The following is a 15,057-nucleotide window of genomic DNA, read 5'->3' as shown; positions in this document are numbered from 1 at the left end:
TTCTTCGCGTGAACGGCGCGTCGTGCGGTGAGGATGGGGACATGGGATTCCACGTCGACTCCGAAACCGGGCGGCTGCGCCGCGTCATACTGCACCGCCCCGATCTGGAGCTGAAGCGCCTGACCCCGGGCAACAAGGACGCGCTGCTCTTCGACGACGTCCTGTGGGTCCGCAGGGCCCAGGAGGAGCACGACGGTTTCGCGGCGGTGCTGCGCGAGCGCGGGGTGGAGGTGCACCTCTTCGGGGACCTGCTGCGGGAGTCACTGGAGCTGCCGCCCGCCCGGCGGCTCGTCCTGGACCGGGTCTTCGACGAGAAGGAGTACGGTCCGCTCGCCACCGACCACCTCAGGGCGGTCTTCGACGGCCTGCCGACGACGGAGCTGGTGGAGGCGCTGGTCGGCGGGATGACCAAGCGGGAGTTCCTGGAGCGGCACGCGGAGCCGACGTCGGTCCGGTTCCATGTGATGGAGCCGGACGACTTCCTCCTCGACCCGCTGCCCAACCACCTGTTCACCCGGGACACCTCGGCCTGGATCTACGACGGCGTCTCCATCAACGCCATGCGCTGGCCCGCCCGGCAGCGCGAGACCGTGCACTTTGAGGCGATCTACAAACACCATCCGCTCTTCACGGACCCCGCGGCCGGCGCCTTCCACCACTGGTCGGAGGGGCAGGACGACTACCCGTCCACCATCGAGGGCGGTGACGTCCTGGTCCTCGGGCACGGGGCCGTCCTGATCGGGATGAGCGAGCGCACCACCCCGCAGGCCGTGGAGATGCTGGCCCGCGGCCTGTTCGCGGCCGGGTCCGCCACCACGATCGTGGCGCTCGACATGCCCAAGCACCGGGCCTTCATGCACCTCGACACGGTGATGACGATGGTCGACGCCGACACCTTCACCCAGTACGCGGGCCTCGGCATGCTGCGCTCGTACACCATCGAACCGGGCAGCGGCGGCAACGAACTCAAGGTCACCGACCACCCGCCGGAGCACATGCACCGGGCGATCGCGGCGGCGCTGGGGCTGGACCGGATCCGGGTGCTGACCGCGGTCCAGGACGTGCACGCGGCGGCGCGCGAGCAGTGGGACGACGGGTGCAACGTGCTCGCCGTCGAGCCGGGCGTGGTGGTGGCCTACGAGCGCAACGTCACCACCAACAGCCATCTGCGCCGGGAGGGCATCGAGGTGATCGAGATCCGCGGCAGCGAGCTGGGGCGGGGGCGGGGCGGGCCCCGCTGCATGAGCTGCCCGATCCAGCGCGACGCCGTTCACTGACGCCGTTCACCGACGCCGTTCACCGAGGCCGCCCGGTGGGTCCGGGACCGTCGTCAAGCACGCTGCTGAATAGCAATACGTCCCCTCGTATATAGTTCCAGCCTCTTCTCGTTTCTCGTTCAGGAGCAGTCCCATGGCGATACACCTCGCAGGCCGCCACTTCATCAAGGAGCTGGACTTCACGGCGGACGAGTTCCGCGGCCTGGTCGCCCTCGCCGCCGAGCTGAAGGCGGCGAAGAAGGCAGGCGCCGAGGTCCAGCGCCTGCGCGGGAAGAACGTCGCGCTGATCTTCGAGAAGTCCTCGACGCGCACCCGGTGCGCCTTCGAGGTGGCGGCGGCCGACCAGGGCGCCTCCACGACGTACATCGACCCGGCCAGCTCACACATCGGGCAGAAGGAGTCGGCGAAGGACACCGCGCGGGTCCTCGGCCGGATGTACGACGCCATCGAGTTCCGCGGGGACGCCCAGGCGACGGTCGAGGAGCTGGCCGCGTACGCGGGCGTCCCCGTCCTGAACGGCCTGACCGACGACTGGCACCCCACCCAGATGCTGGCGGACGTGCTCACGATGACGGAGCACAGCGACAAGCCGCTGAACGAGATCGCCTTCGCCTACCTCGGCGACGCCCGCTTCAACATGGGCAACTCGTACCTCGTCACCGGCGCGCTGCTGGGGATGGACGTACGAATCGTGGCGCCGCGCGAGTACTGGCCGGCCGACGAGATCCTCACCGTCGCGCGGCAGGCCGCGGAGGTCAGCGGGGCCCGGCTCACCCTCACCGAGGACGTCACGGAAGGGCTGCCCGGCGCGGACTTCGTGGCGACGGACGTCTGGGTGTCGATGGGGGAGCCGAAGGAGGTGTGGGACGTACGGATCACGGCCCTGCGGCCGTACGCGGTCACCATGGACGTGCTGCGCGCGACCGGCAACCCCGACGTGAAGTTCCTGCACTGCCTGCCGGCCTTCCACGACCTGGGCACGGACATCGCGCAGGAGATCTACGAGCGGCACGGGCTCACCGAGCTGGAGGTGACGGACGAGGTCTTCGAGTCGGCGCACTCGGTCGTCTTCGACGAGGCGGAGAACCGGCTGCACACGATCAAGGCGGTCCTGGTCGCCACCCTGGCGGACGCGCCCTGAGGGGGCAGCTCGTCCGACCGTCTGACCCGGCGCGGCTCACCGGCCGGAGCAGGACGTTTCCTCGCACGCCTCCAGGCACTCGGCTGTCCGGTGCGGCCCGCACACCTCCTGGACCTGGGCCTCGACCTCGTCCACGGGCAGGGTGAACCAGACCGCCTTGCCCCGCTCGGTGACGCGGTGCCCGCAGTCCGAGCTGAGCGTGCTGATCAGCAGCAGGCCGCGGCCGTTCTCCGCCCACGGGTCGGGCCACGGATCGGGCCCGACGGGGGGCCAGGGGAGCGAGGCGTCGCACGGCGGCGCCGGATCGCGGTCGTGCACCTCCACCTGGCAGCCGGTCGGGAGCAGCTCCACCACCAGTTCGATCCCGTCACCCTCCGTGTGTTTCACCGCGTTGGCGACCAGTTCCGCGGTGAGCAGTTCCGCGACGTCGCTGTCGGCCGGGGCGCGCAGATCCAGAAGTGCCGTACGGATCAGGGCACGGGCCATGGGCACGGCCGCCGCACTGTGCGGCAGCGCGATGCGCCACGAGGTGGAGCCGGTGGGTTCGAACACGACGGTAGGTCCGATCGAGGGACATGTAACACTTCTGGTTTCAGCCTTACGGAGCGTGAGGACGTTCACAAGGGGCCCCGGGCCGCAGCGGGCGGGACCTGCGCCTCTGGTCCGACGGGACCTTTGGCGGACGTCCCGCCGCCGTGCGGGCGGACCGGGCGCCCATACCCGGGCCTACCCGCGCCTTTCGGGGGTACCCGGAGTGCACGATCCATACCGGTGCCGAGGGGAGTTCGCGGACGTGTACGGAACACAGCGGTGGCTGGAACGCAGAAACGCCGAACGCAACCTGGTGCGCGGCAGGATCCCCGGGGACCCGCGCGAACGCGCGGCCCTGCGCCGGCTGGTGACCCACCGGCGGCACAGGCTGGAGAGCCACCCCTGGCTGTTCGCCGCCCTGGTCCCCGCGCTCGCCGTGCCCCCGGCGCTGTGGGCCCTCCAGGGACTGTGGTCCACGGCGCTGCTCATGCTCGTGTTCGGGATCGTCTTCGGCAGCTGGGCGACCTGCGAGCGCCGGCGCAACCGCAGCCGGCTGCGGTTCCTGGACCGGGCGCTGACCGCCGCCGACGCGGCGGCCCCGGCGGGTCTTCACACCCGTCACACCGTTCCCCTCCTGGTCCTCACTCGCCGGACGGGCTGACCCTGGTCCTCACTCGCCGGACGGGCTGACCCTGGCCCTCACTCGCCGGACGGGCTGACGGCCAGTCCCGGTGCGCCCCAGACCGGGAACCAGCGGCTCAGGTCGGACTCCATCCGCAGGTCGTCGCCGATCACGGCCTTGACCTGGAGTTCCCGCTGGCTGTCCCGCTTCTCGGAGCCGCCGGGCAGCGGCGCGAACGGGTAGAACGTGCCGCGCTTGTACAGATAGACCAGCGCCAGAGGCCGCTGCTCGGCGTCCCGGAAGCCGACCAGCGAGCAGAGCAGCTGCGGGCCGAAGCCGCCGTCCTGGAGCAGCGTGTTGACCGTATGGAGGTCGTTCACCAGGGCGGCGAGGTCGTCGGCCGGCTGCCGGGCGAGCAGCCAGGTGTAGCCGTACGCGTCCTGGCTGAACTCCACCGGGTGGCCGCCCTGCCCGGTGTCCCGCGCGGTGTCCGCGTCCAGCAGCTCCCGTACGTCCTCCCTGATCCGGGCGAAGCCCCCGCCCTCGACCCCCGCGAAACACACGGAGCCGAGGCCCGTGGGGGTGAACCCGGCGCCCGCCTGGAGGGTGATCGCGGCGGACGGCAGGGCGAAGAGCTGGTCGAGATCGGGGCGGACCGGCTTGCTGCGGCCGAGGATGGTGTCGAGCAGACCCACGGGACCAACTCCTCCGGACAAAGGACATAAAGAGCAAAGGGCGTGCGGGTGGCGGGCGTACGGCAGTACGGGCCCCGCGCTACCGGGCCAGTTCGGTGGAGATCCGGGCCAGCTGCTCCAGGCGCTGTTCCAGCGTCGGGTGCGACGAGAACAGCCGCCCCAGGCTGGCCTTCGAGGAGAACGCGGGAGCGAAGAAGAAGGCGTTGTACGGCTCCGCCTTCCGCAGGTCCTCCGTCGGGATCCGCGCCATGGTCCCGCTCACCTTCGTGAGGGCGGAGGCGAGGGCCGAGGGACGGCCGGTGAGCAGCGCGGCCGTACGGTCCGCGGACAGCTCGCGGTAGCGGGACAGCATCCGGGTCAGCAGGAAGCCGAGCACGTACACCACCGCGCTGGCCAGCGGGATCAGCATGATCGCCAGCCCGGCGGGGCCCGCGTCACGGCTGCTGCGGCTCACCCCGCTCCACAGCGCGATCCGGGTGATGACACCGGCGAGCACCCCCAGGAACGAGGCGATGGTCATGACGGCCACGTCGCGGTGCGCCACGTGCGACATCTCGTGCGCCAGCACCCCCTCCAGTTCCTCGGGCTCCAGCCTGCGCAGCAGCCCGGTGGTGGCGCACACCAGCGCGGTGCGCTCGCTGCGGCCGGTGGCGAAGGCGTTCGGGATGTCGCTGCGCGAGATGGCCACCCGGGGCTTCGGCATGTCCGCCAGCGCGCAGATCCGGTCGATGGCGCCGTGCAGCTCCGGGGCTTCCTCCGGGGTGACCTCGTGCGCCCCCATGCCGAAGGCGGCTATGCGGTCGCTGAACCAGAACTGTGCGATGAACAGGGCGCCCGCGACGATCAAAATGATGGGCCACGCGCCCTTGAGCAGCGCGATCAGCACACCCACGAGGACCACATAGAGCAGACCGATCAGGAACATGGTCGTCACCATGCGCGTGGTCAGCCCGCGGTCCGGCGAATAGCGGGAGCGGGTACGGGTCATCGTGCGCCTCCAAGGGGCTGTCCTCCCCTCATTCTGCTCCTTCCGCGCCGAAACCGAATAAGGGGCGCATAAGTGGGTGCAAGGGTCGAGCGGGACCGGTGGGCCCGGCGTACGGTGGTTTTCATGAAGCTGGCGTCCTGCGTGCTGTACGTGTTCGACCTCGACGAGTCCGCGAGCTTCTACCGCGACCTGCTGGGTCTTGAGGTCTCCCTGCGGACCACCACGGCGGCCCTGATGGTCGACGGGTCGTCGGGCTGTCAGCTCTATCTGCGGGCCCTCGGATCGAACGCTCCTCACACGCTCGGCGGTATCGGGCTCCAGTGCATGATCTGGACGGCCTCGGACGCCGAGGAGCTGCGGCACTGCGAGGAAGTCCTCAGGAAGCGGGAGGCCCACGTCACCACGGGGCACGCCGAGGGGTTCGACTGGGTGGAAGGGCGTGATCCCAGCGACGTACCGGTGATGGTCAGTTACCCGGGCCCCGACGAGGTGCCCCGGCAGGAGATCATCACCCGCATCTATGCCTGGTGACATGACTGGTGACCGCTTCGTGTGAAGGGCAGGACCATGACCGGAGAAGAATCCCCCGACCTCGGGATCCCCGCGCACATCCAGGCGTGCCTCTTCGACCTCGACGGCGTCCTGACGCCCACCGCGGCCCTGCACGCGACGGCCTGGAAGACCACGTTCGACGGCTTCCTGGAGCGGCGGGACGGGCCCGGCTACCGTCCCTTCGACAAGGTCACCGACTACGACGAGTACGTGGACGGGCTCCCGAGGGCCGACGGGGTCCGCTCCTTCCTCGCCTCGCGCGGGATCGAACTGCCCGAGGGGAGCGCGGACGACCCGCCGGACCGCGACACCGTCCGCAGCCTCGGTGAGCGGAAGAACGACCTCCTCCTCCAGGACATCAGGACCAAGGGCGTCGAGGCGTACCCGGGCTCGGTCCGGTTCGTCCGCGCCGTCAAGGACGCCGGACTCCACCGCGCCGTCGTCTCCTCCAGCGCCAACTGCCGTGACGTGCTCATCGGCGCCGGCATCGAGGACCTGTTCGAGGTACGGATCGACGCGGGGGTCGCCCACGAGCAGCACCTCGCGGGCAAGCCCAAGCCCGACACCTTCCTCGCCGCCGCCCGCGCCCTCGGCGTCGACCCGGAACACGCGGCCGTCTTCGAGGACGCACTGGCCGGCATGGACGCCGGCCGCACCGGCGGCTTCGGCTTTGTCATCGGGGTGAACCGCACCGGCCAGGCGGAAGCACTCGAACGCCACGGCGCGAGCGTGGTCGTGGACGACCTCGCCGACCTGTTGGGAGAGCGGGCGTGATCAGTCATCCGCTGTACGCCGTCGAGCCGTGGTGCCTGCGCGAGACGGCCCTCGACCTGGACGCCCTGCCGCAGAGCGAGTCGCTCTTCGCCCTCTCCAACGGGCACGTCGGCTGGCGCGGGAATCTGGACGAGGGCGAACCGCACGGCCTGCCGGGGACCTACCTGAACGGCGTGTACGAGCTGCGCCCGCTGCCGTACGCGGAAGCCGGCTACGGCTACCCGGAGTCCAGCCAGACCGTCATCAACACCATCAACGGCAAGATCATCCGGCTGCTGGTGGACGACGAGCCCTTCGACCTGCGCTACGGCCGCCTGGGACACCACGAACGGGTCCTCGACCTCCGGTCGGGGCTGCTGCACCGCACGGTCGAGTGGACGTCCCCGGCGGGCCGTACCGTACGGGTACGGTCCACCCGGCTGGTCTCGTTCACCCAGCGGGCCATCGCCGCGATCGCCTTCGAGGTCGAGGCGGTCGACGCCGAGGTCAGCATCGTCCTCCAGTCGGAACTGGTCGCCAACGAACAGCTCCCGGCGGCCGGCGGGGACCCCCGGGCGGCCGCCGCGCTGGAATCCCCGCTCGTACCCGAGGAGCACTACTCGCAGGGACGGCGGCTGCGGCTGGTGCACCGCACCGAGCGGAGCGAGCTGCGGGTGGCCGCGTCCGCCGACCATGTCGTGGAGGGCCCCGGCAAGACCGGCGTCTTCTGCGAGAGCGGCGACAATCTGAGCCGTGTCACCTTCACCGCCGACCTGGGCCCCGGCGAACGGCTGCGGCTGGAGAAGTTCGTGGCGTACGGCTGGTCCGGCAACCGCTCGCTGCCCGCCGTGCACGACCAGGTGGACGGCGCCCTCGCCGCCGCCATGGGGACCGGCTGGGCGGGTCTGGTCGACGAGCAGCACGCCTACCTGGACGACTTCTGGACGCAGGCGGACGTCGAGGTCGAGGGGGACACCGAGATCCAGCAGGCCGTACGGTTCGGGATGTTCCACACGCTCCAGGCCGGGGCCCGCGCGGAGAGCCGGGCCATCCCCGCCAAGGGCCTGACCGGCCCCGGCTACGACGGCCACAGCTTCTGGGACACCGAGAGCTTTGTCCTCCCGTCGCTGACCTACACCGCCCCCAAGGCCGTCGACCAGGCCCTCAGGTGGCGGTTCTCCACCCTCCCGGCCGCCCGGGAACGGGCAGCCCAACTGGGTCTGAAAGGCGCGGCGTTCCCCTGGCGGACCATCAACGGCGGTGAGTGCTCGGGCTACTGGCCGGCCGGGACCGCGGCCTTCCACATCAACGCCGACATCGCCGACGCCGTCGCCCGCTACTCCGCCGCCTCCCACGACGAGATGTTCGACCGGGAGGTCGGGGTGGAACTGCTGGTCGAGACCGCCCGGTTGTGGCGCTCGCTCGGCCACCACGACCACACCGGCGTGTTCCACATCGACGGTGTCACGGGACCCGACGAGTACAGCGCCGTCGCGGACGACAACACGTACACGAACCTGATGGCGCAGGAGAACCTGCGCGCCGCCGCGGACGCCTGCGACCGGTATCCGGAGGACGCCGTACGGCTCTCCGTGGACACCGAGGAGAGCGCCTCCTGGCGCGACGCGGCTTCCCGCATGGCCCTCCCGTACAACCGTGAACTGGGCGTCCACGAACAGTCGGCGGGCTTCACCGCCCACCAGATGTGGGACTTCGCCTCGACGGGGGAGGACGACTATCCCCTCCTGCTGCGCTTCCCGTACTTCGACCTCTACCGCAAGCAGGTGGTGAAGCAGGCGGACCTCGTGCTCGCCATGCATGTGCGCGGCGCCGCCTTCACCGCCGAGGAGAAGGCCCGCAACTTCGCCTACTACGAGGCGATCACCGTCCGGGACTCGTCGCTCTCCGCCTGCACGCAGGCCGTCATGGCCGCCGAGACGGGCCATGTCCAGCTGGCCTACGACTACTTGGGGGAGGCCGCGCTGATGGACCTCTCCGACCTGGAACACAACACCCGGGACGGTCTGCACATCGCGTCCCTGGCCGGCACCTGGATCGCGCTCGTCTCCGGCTTCGGCGGGATGCGCCACCACGGCGACACCCTCGCGTTCGCCCCCCGGCTGCCCGAACAGCTCAGCCGCCTCGCCTTCAACGTACAGATCCAGCAACGCCATCTGCGGGTGGAGATCAGCGGGTCGAAGGCGGTGTACTCGATGCCGGAGTCGGACGGCGAGGCCCTGGAGATCAGCCACTACGGCACATCCCTGACGGTCTCGCCCACGTCACCCCAGACGAGGGACGTACCGGAACCGGTGGACCGTCCCCGGCCGCAGCAGCCGGCCGGCCGGCGGCCCGCCCCGCGCGGCGGGCGGCCCGAGCCCAAGCCGGTCACCGACTGACACCGGGCGGCCGTCCGACCCGTACGCCCCCCGACCCGTACGCCCCCCGACGGGCTCAGCGGACGATCGACTTCCAGAGCGGCTCCTGCGCCGGGTCCAGATTCCTCAACTGGGCCAGGACGGCGGGGTCCTGGGCGTCCATCCAGTCCGCCAGCTCACGGAAGGACACACACCGCACCCCCTCCCGCGGGCACACGTCACGCATGACGTTCTCCACGGCGTCCATGTAGATGCCGCCGTTCCATTCCTCGAAGTGGTTGCCGATGAACAGCGGGGCCCTGCTGCCGTTGTAGACCCGCTCGAAGCCGTTCATATAGGCGTCCTGGGCCTGCTGGCGCCAGGCGGCCCACTGCGCCGGATCGCCGTCGGTGCTGCCGTCCGACTGGTTGTAGAGCAGGTTGAAGTCCATGGACAGCACCTGGAAATCCCCCTCGGGGAACGGGAGGAGCTGGAGCGGGAAGTCCCAGACCCCGTTCTTCTTGGCGGGCCAGATCTGGAAGTCCCCGGCCGAACTGGCGTCGTAGCGCCAGCCGGCGGCCGTCTCCGCGGGCAGCAGGGTCTTCTGCCCCTCCAGGCACGGCGCGCGCCCGCCCGTGATCTCCCGGTCCGGGTCGAAGGGCAGGGGCGGCAGATCGGTGAAGCCGGTGTTCGTCTTCCAGTTCTTGACGAAGGAATACGCCTGGCCGATCTCGCTCTTCCACTCCGTGCTGGACCAGTCACCGCCGCCCTTCTCGCCACAGAAGTGCCCGTTGAAGTGCGAGCCGATCTCGTTGCCCTCGGTCCACGCCTTCCCGAGCTGGTCCAGGGTGTCGCGGATGTGCTGGGGGGTCGGGTACGAGATGGCGGACGCGCCCGTCGCGTGCTGCGGCGGCCTGTAGAGCTGCCGCTTGGACTCCGGCAGCAGATAGATACCGGTGAGGAAGAGCGTCATGTGGGCGTCGCTCTCCTTCGCCACCTCGCGGAAGCGGGAGAACAGCTTGTCGTCGCCCTGGAGCGCGCCGTCCCAGGAGAACACCACGAACTGGGGAGGCTTCTCACCGGGTTTGAGGCGCTCGGGCTTCAACTGGCCCGGCTGGGGGCCGGTGTAGGAGGTGGAACCGTCCCCGAGGACCTCGGTCTTCCCGTCCCACTCGTCGGCGTCCCCGGCCTTCTCCCCACTGCCGCCGTCCGGCGCGGGACCGGCGGAGGCACCGGCCCGCGAGGCGTCGTCGCCGCGCCCGGCGGGGGAGTCGGCGGAGCCGCCGCTGACGAGCGGGGCAGCGGCGGCGGCTGCGGCGCAGGCCAGGACCACCCCCAGGACCACCTTGGCGCGGAAGGCGGTGCGGGGGCGCGCCGCGCGCCGGGCGGCGCGGTCACGGCTCCCGGGTCTCCCGGATTTCTCGCGGCTCTCGGGTTTCTCCTCGTTCCCGGGGCTGTCGCTACGGTCGCTACGGTCGGTGCGGCTCACGGCGGCATTCACTTCCTGGGGGATTCGGCACGGCTGCGCGGTGGACGACGTCCCGTCATCCACCGTGTCCGGCAACGGACTTCAGGTAGTCGGACCAGATCAGGCCCGGGTACGTCAGATCGGCGTCCTCGGCCCCGCCGAGGCCCGTGACCGGCAGCGGGGTGACGTTTCTCAGGTCCATCCGGTAGACGACGACGGCCGTCGCCTCCCGGGCGGTGTAGCCGGTGAACCAGCCCGCCGTGTGGTCCTCGGTGGTGCCGACCTTGCCGGCGGTGTCCGGGACCGGCTCCTCGCCGGACGCGGCCGCCCTCCGCTGGTAGGCGGCCCGCAGGGCGTCCGTGACCTGCCCGCTCACCTGGGCGCTGAACGCGCGGTCCGTCTGGTGGGAGGCCAGCTTCACCGGCTCGCCGTTGCGGGACACCCGTACGACCGAGTACGGCTCCGTGTGCACGCCGCCCGCGGCGAAGGTGCCGTACGCGCTCGCCATCCGGATCGCGCTCGGTGTGGAGTTGCCGAGGGAGAAGGCCGGGACGCGCGGCCCCAGGCCGGCGCCGAGCAGCCCCGCGTCCTGGGCGGCCCGCGCCACCCGGTCGAGCCCGACGTCCATCCCCAGCTGGAGGAACGGGGTGTTGGCGGACCGGGCCATCGCGTCGTGCAGACTCAGCCGCCCCCACGACAGGCCGCCGTCGTTCTTCCCCTTCACCACCTTGCCGTTGCGGTCCCAGTAGGGGCCCTCCGGGGTGAGGACGGGCAGATCGTTGTCGGCGTCGTACACGGAATCGGGGGACACGGGCGTACGGGGCGCGTCGCGCTCCCGCCGTATCCCGTCACGCAGCGCGGCGGCGTACACGAACGGCGTGAACGCCGAACCGGCCTGGACCGTCACGGCGTTGGCCTCGTTGAACCCCTGGGTGAGGAAGTCGGGACCGCCGTACACCGCGAGGATCCGCCCGTCGGGCGCGACGGACGCGGCGCCGGTGCGGGCGTACTTGTCCTTCGGCTTCTTCGGGTCGAAGCCCTCGCGAACCTCGCCCACCGCGCTCGCGAGGGCCGTCGTGCGCTGCCGGTCGAACGTCGTGTAGATCTGGTAGCCGCCCAGGTCGAAGGCGGCGTCGGAGATCTTCCCGGCCTTCTGGAGGTACGTCTTCGCCAGCCCGACCAGATAGCCCGGCTGCCCGCTCTCCGTGGACGTGCGGGGCGGGGCCTTGGGCTCGGGGAAGTGCGTGTACGCGGCCCGCTGCTTCGCCGAGAGCACCCCCGTCGTCACCATCCGGTCGAGGATCCAGCCCCACCGGTCCACCGCCCGCGCCCGGCTCTTCGGGCCGAGGGCCGGGTCGTACAGGGAAGCGCCCTTGAGGAGGGAGGCCAGGAACGCCGCCTCGCTCGGGTCGAGTTCGCTCACCTCCTTGCCGTAATAGGCCTGGGCGGCGCGCTGGATGCCGTACGTCCCCCGCCCGAACCAGCTGGTATTGAGGTAGCCCTCCAGGATCTGGTCCTTGCTCAGCCGGTTGTCGACCTTGACCGCGAGCAGCAGCTCGTCGAACTTCCTCGACGCGGTCTGATCCTGCGTCAGATAGGCGTTCTTCACGTACTGCTGGGTGATGGTCGAACCGCCCTGGGTCTCCCCGCCCGTGATCATCCGGCCCACGGCGCGGGCCATCCCCGAGAGGGACACCCCGGGATCCGAGTAGAAGTTCGCGTTCTCGGCGGCCAGTACCGCTCCCCGGACGTGGTCGGGAACCTTCGACAGCGGCATCTCCTGCCGCTGGACCCAGCCGCTGCGCGCCAACTCCGTCCCGTCCGCCCAGTAGTAGACGTTGTCCTGCTGGGTGGCGAAGGAGTTGAGCTTCTCCGGAATCCGCGTCTCGGCGTACGCGTAGGCGACAAAACCGCTGAGACCGGCGAGGGCGAACACGAACAGGGAGAGGGACTGACGCCAGGACGGCAGCCACCGGCGGACCCCGGAACGCCCCGTCCGCGGATAGTCGGGGCGTCGCAGCCGCGCCGCCCGTTCACCGATCCGCCACAGAAGATGCCACGCGCCGGCGGTCGCCGCCCGCCCCGCCGCGGGTCTTCGGCGCGCGCCCCCGCGCCGGCCCTTCCCGTGCTCCGAGATCACGCGGAGGCTCCTTCGCGTCCGCCGGAGCGACCGCGAGATCTGAGTGCCACCTCCCCGCCGGGGAGCGGGGTGCGACAGGCGTGGCGGAGTATGTGCTGCATACCTGCGGGATTCCTCACGGGAGTACGTGGCCGGGCAACCGGCGTACCGGGCCGCCGGGTTGACGCGTGCGGTCGGGCGCGGCCGGGACGACAGGCCCCGGTCGTGATCATAAACAGCCTTCCTGTGCGCCGGCCCTCACCTCACTGACGCGCCGGGCCCGGCCCGATGTTTCACCAGGGCCCCGCGCCGAGAAGGAAGACGCGTGCGCGTGTCCGCGCGTTCCGCGAAGAACCTGTGAATTTCCAGCGGCCGCGCCGCCCGTCCGGTCCGTCTAAAGTGGTCGCCGTGACCGACGCCGACGATGTCCGCCGTATCGCCCTCTCCCTCCCGGAAACGGTGGAGAAGGAGGCGTGGCGCATGCCCACGTTCCGGGTGGCGGGGAAGATGTTCGTCACGGTCCCCGACGACCAGTCGTCGTTCGCGGTGCGCTGCCCGCGGCACGAGCGCACGGAACTGATCGCGGCGGAACCGGAGAAGTTCTGGGTGCCGCCGCACGAGGCGAGTTCGGCGTGGGTACGGGTACGGCTCGGCGCGCTGGACGACGTGGACGAGCTGCGCGACATCCTGGTCGACTCCTGGAAGCAGGCCGCCCCCGACCGCCTGGCGGAATCCTTCCGCCCCTGATCACACGCCGCGCACGCGACCAGGGGCAGAACATCCTATTGTCTTCACGCTTCGTGCTTGTTGATATAAGCGTTAAAAGGGCACTTCAAGCCGATTTCTTATTTTAACTGGTGACAGCGGATCAGTGGCGATGACACGCTCGTCGGGCAGCGCCCCCACCGGCGGGCGCGGAAAAGCCAGTTACGTGAGAAGGAGCCCATGTGACCACCCGCACCAGGCACCTCCGACGGCGGGGGAGCGGACTCGTGGCCGGCGCCGTCCTCGCGTCGGCGGCCGTGTTCGCCACCGGCGTGCCCGCCTCCGCCGCCCCGGCGAAGGCCTCCCACACCGCCGGTACCGTCACCGTCGACCGGCCCGACCACCTGAGCAACCTCTGGTACTACCCGGTGGAGGCCCAGGTTCTGGCGAGCAGCACCACGCCGGGCGCCCTGCGCTACGCGGCGTCCGGCCTGCCCACCGGGCTCGCGATCGAAGCCGCCACCGGGCTGATCACCGGCGAGCCCCGCGTCCTGGGTGACTGGGAGCCCAGGATCACCGTGACGGACGCGGCCGGCGGCACGGGCTCCACGAGCTTCTTCTGGTCGATCGACAACGACTACAACCTGGTCCACGTCGCCGACACCGACCGCGTGATCCCCGACGGCGGCGAGGTCCTGGCGCCGCTGGACTCGGACTTCCGGACCGGAACCGTCCACATCGACGTGGACGTGGTCACCGACCACACCGACCGGGGACAGCTGGCCATCGACCTCATCGACCCCACGGGCTTCGTCTACACCGTGAAGAAGGCCAACCCGAACGACCACGGGGTGGGCCTGCGGAAGAAGTACGAGCTGTGGAGCACCTGGGGCCCCGCCGGTACGTGGAAGCTGCGTATCCGTGACACCAAGGCAGGTTCGGGCACGGGCACGCTCGACCAATGGCGCCTGACCTACCACCAGCTGGTCTGAGAGGAAACGTCCCATGACCACCGACTTCCGCCACGCCCGGCGCGGCGGGACCCTGGCCCTCTGCGCCCTGCTCGCCTCGGGCGCCCTGCTGGCAACCGGCGCCCGGACGGGCACCGCCGTCGCCGGACCAGCCGGACCCGCCGGAACCGCAGCCGCGTCCAGCGCCGCCTGGGTGTACGTCAACGAGACCCGTGAGCAGGTCTGGATCGTCCGGGCGCCGATCGAGCTGCGGATCACCGCGTCGGGCAGCAGCCCCGGCACCCTCCGCTTCAGCGGCTCCGGCCTGCCCGCCGGCGTCACCATCGACGCCGTGACGGGCGTGGTCTCCGGGACGCCCGCCACGAAGACCACGGGCACGGCGACCGTCACGGTCACCGACGCCGCGGGCACCTCCGACTCGGCCGAGTTCGCCTGGTCCGTGGCCGCCGCGACCGGGCCGGACCAGCGCAACGAGGACGACGTGCCGATCCCCGACGGCGGCTGGACCCGGTCCCTCATCCGGTCCACCTACACCGGCCGCGCCGAGCACGGCTTCCGGGTCTGGGTCGACATCAAGCACCCCGTGCGGGGGCAGGTCGTGCTCGCGCTCGTCGACCCGAACGGCGGCTACCACCCCCTCAAGGATTCCGACGAGACCGACGACGGGGAGAACGTGGCCCAGTACTTCACCTTCGCCGCCGGCGACGTGACGGCTCCGGCACGCGGCCTGTGGACCCTGGAGGTCGGGGACGCGCGCGCCGGCGTCTACCGAGGCCACCTCGACCGCTGGAAGGTCGTCTTCAACCCGGCGCCGTGATCACGCCAACAGGAGCCGTCCCCGCAGGCGCGGGAAGCGGGGGCGGGTGGGGCGAGAACGT

The 15,057-nt window shown here is 70.8% G+C and carries 14 protein-coding genes; 9 read left to right on the top strand and 5 right to left on the bottom strand.

The window, feature by feature from the left end:
- The first annotated feature begins 41 nt into the window (after positions 1-41).
- A complete protein-coding gene (locus ACIO1C_RS16780) occupies positions 42-1,277 on the top strand; it encodes an arginine deiminase (RefSeq protein ID WP_401863828.1) in 1,236 nt (411 codons plus the stop codon).
- A 133-nt stretch (positions 1,278-1,410) separates the two neighbouring features.
- Positions 1,411-2,418, top strand: coding sequence for an ornithine carbamoyltransferase (gene argF / locus ACIO1C_RS16775; protein WP_401863826.1), 1,008 nt, complete (start codon positions 1,411-1,413; stop codon positions 2,416-2,418).
- Positions 2,419-2,454: 36 nt separating this feature from the next.
- On the opposite strand, the gene ACIO1C_RS16770 is transcribed toward argF, so the two are convergent.
- Positions 2,455-2,970, bottom strand: a complete 516-nt coding sequence (locus ACIO1C_RS16770) for an ATP-binding protein (protein WP_401863823.1) — start codon at positions 2,968-2,970, stop codon at positions 2,455-2,457.
- Between the two features lie 241 nt (positions 2,971-3,211).
- On the opposite strand from ACIO1C_RS16770, the gene ACIO1C_RS16765 reads away from it, so the two are divergent.
- Complete coding sequence (locus ACIO1C_RS16765) at positions 3,212-3,610, top strand: hypothetical protein (RefSeq protein ID WP_401863820.1); 399 nt, start codon at positions 3,212-3,214, stop codon at positions 3,608-3,610.
- Positions 3,611-3,648: 38 nt separating this feature from the next.
- Here the strand turns inward: ACIO1C_RS16765 and ACIO1C_RS16760 are convergent, their stop codons facing one another.
- Together ACIO1C_RS16760 and htpX are read right to left on the bottom strand one after the other, a co-directional pair.
- On the bottom strand, positions 3,649-4,266 hold the full coding sequence (locus tag ACIO1C_RS16760; RefSeq protein WP_401863817.1) for a hypothetical protein: 618 nt from the start codon (positions 4,264-4,266) through the stop codon (positions 3,649-3,651).
- 79 nt (positions 4,267-4,345) lie between these two features.
- Positions 4,346-5,254 carry a zinc metalloprotease HtpX gene (htpX, locus tag ACIO1C_RS16755; protein ID WP_401863815.1) on the bottom strand — a complete coding sequence of 303 codons (909 nt, stop codon included), beginning with the start codon at positions 5,252-5,254 and terminating at the stop codon, positions 4,346-4,348.
- Between the two features lie 123 nt (positions 5,255-5,377).
- Here htpX and ACIO1C_RS16750 point away from each other — a divergent pair, with 123 nt between their 5' ends.
- From ACIO1C_RS16750 to ACIO1C_RS16740, 3 genes are read left to right on the top strand one after another with little or no spacing between them, the layout of a single operon-like run.
- A complete protein-coding gene (locus tag ACIO1C_RS16750; protein ID WP_401863812.1) occupies positions 5,378-5,785 on the top strand; it encodes a VOC family protein in 408 nt (135 codons plus the stop codon).
- A 36-nt stretch (positions 5,786-5,821) separates the two neighbouring features.
- A complete protein-coding gene (locus ACIO1C_RS16745; protein ID WP_401863809.1) occupies positions 5,822-6,580 on the top strand; it encodes an HAD family hydrolase in 759 nt (252 codons plus the stop codon).
- Positions 6,577-8,958 (top strand): glycoside hydrolase family 65 protein, encoded by a 2,382-nt coding sequence (locus ACIO1C_RS16740; protein WP_401863807.1) that lies wholly within the window; start codon positions 6,577-6,579, stop codon positions 8,956-8,958. The genes ACIO1C_RS16745 and ACIO1C_RS16740 overlap by 4 nt, the downstream gene beginning before the upstream one ends.
- A gap of 55 nt (positions 8,959-9,013) precedes the next feature.
- Here ACIO1C_RS16740 and ACIO1C_RS16735 read toward each other — a convergent pair whose 3' ends face one another.
- Together ACIO1C_RS16735 and ACIO1C_RS16730 are read right to left on the bottom strand one after the other, a co-directional pair.
- Entirely contained in the window at positions 9,014-10,405 is a 1,392-nt protein-coding gene (locus ACIO1C_RS16735) for a hypothetical protein (RefSeq protein ID WP_401863804.1), read from the bottom strand.
- Positions 10,406-10,460: 55 nt separating this feature from the next.
- Complete coding sequence (locus tag ACIO1C_RS16730) at positions 10,461-12,524, bottom strand: transglycosylase domain-containing protein (RefSeq protein ID WP_401863802.1); 2,064 nt, start codon at positions 12,522-12,524, stop codon at positions 10,461-10,463.
- A 387-nt stretch (positions 12,525-12,911) separates the two neighbouring features.
- Between ACIO1C_RS16730 and ACIO1C_RS16725 the strand changes: the two genes are divergently transcribed.
- The 3 genes from ACIO1C_RS16725 (at position 12,912) to ACIO1C_RS16715 (ending at position 14,996) form a co-directional block, all read left to right on the top strand.
- A complete protein-coding gene (locus ACIO1C_RS16725; protein ID WP_401863799.1) occupies positions 12,912-13,250 on the top strand; it encodes an MmcQ/YjbR family DNA-binding protein in 339 nt (112 codons plus the stop codon).
- A gap of 200 nt (positions 13,251-13,450) precedes the next feature.
- Positions 13,451-14,200, top strand: coding sequence for a proprotein convertase P-domain-containing protein (locus ACIO1C_RS16720; RefSeq protein WP_401863796.1), 750 nt, complete (start codon positions 13,451-13,453; stop codon positions 14,198-14,200).
- A gap of 13 nt (positions 14,201-14,213) precedes the next feature.
- The gene (locus tag ACIO1C_RS16715; RefSeq protein ID WP_401863793.1) at positions 14,214-14,996 is read left to right on the top strand and encodes a putative Ig domain-containing protein; all 783 of its coding nucleotides are present in this window, start codon (positions 14,214-14,216) and stop codon (positions 14,994-14,996) included.
- Positions 14,997-15,057 lie beyond the last annotated feature (61 nt).

Origin of the sequence: Streptomyces sp. NPDC087420 (assembly GCF_044744165.1) — a bacterium.
In the GTDB taxonomy this organism is placed as follows: Bacteria; Actinomycetota; Actinomycetes; order Streptomycetales; family Streptomycetaceae; genus Streptomyces.
The sequence above is the reverse complement of the archived record's forward strand: the minus strand, read 5'-3'. Positions and strand labels throughout refer to the sequence as shown.

Bases quoted from the DNA above. Each gene is read 5' to 3' on its own strand.
- ACIO1C_RS16780 (WP_401863828.1), top strand. From the start codon at position 42: ATGGGATTCCACGTCGACTCCGAAACCGGGCGGCTGCGCCGCGTCATA.
- argF (WP_401863826.1), top strand. From the start codon at position 1,411: ATGGCGATACACCTCGCAGGCCGCCACTTCATCAAGGAGCTGGACTTC.
- htpX (WP_401863815.1), bottom strand. From the start codon at position 5,254: ATGACCCGTACCCGCTCCCGCTATTCGCCGGACCGCGGGCTGACCACG.
- ACIO1C_RS16750 (WP_401863812.1), top strand. From the start codon at position 5,378: ATGAAGCTGGCGTCCTGCGTGCTGTACGTGTTCGACCTCGACGAGTCC.
- ACIO1C_RS16745 (WP_401863809.1), top strand. From the start codon at position 5,822: ATGACCGGAGAAGAATCCCCCGACCTCGGGATCCCCGCGCACATCCAG.
- ACIO1C_RS16715 (WP_401863793.1), top strand. From the start codon at position 14,214: ATGACCACCGACTTCCGCCACGCCCGGCGCGGCGGGACCCTGGCCCTC.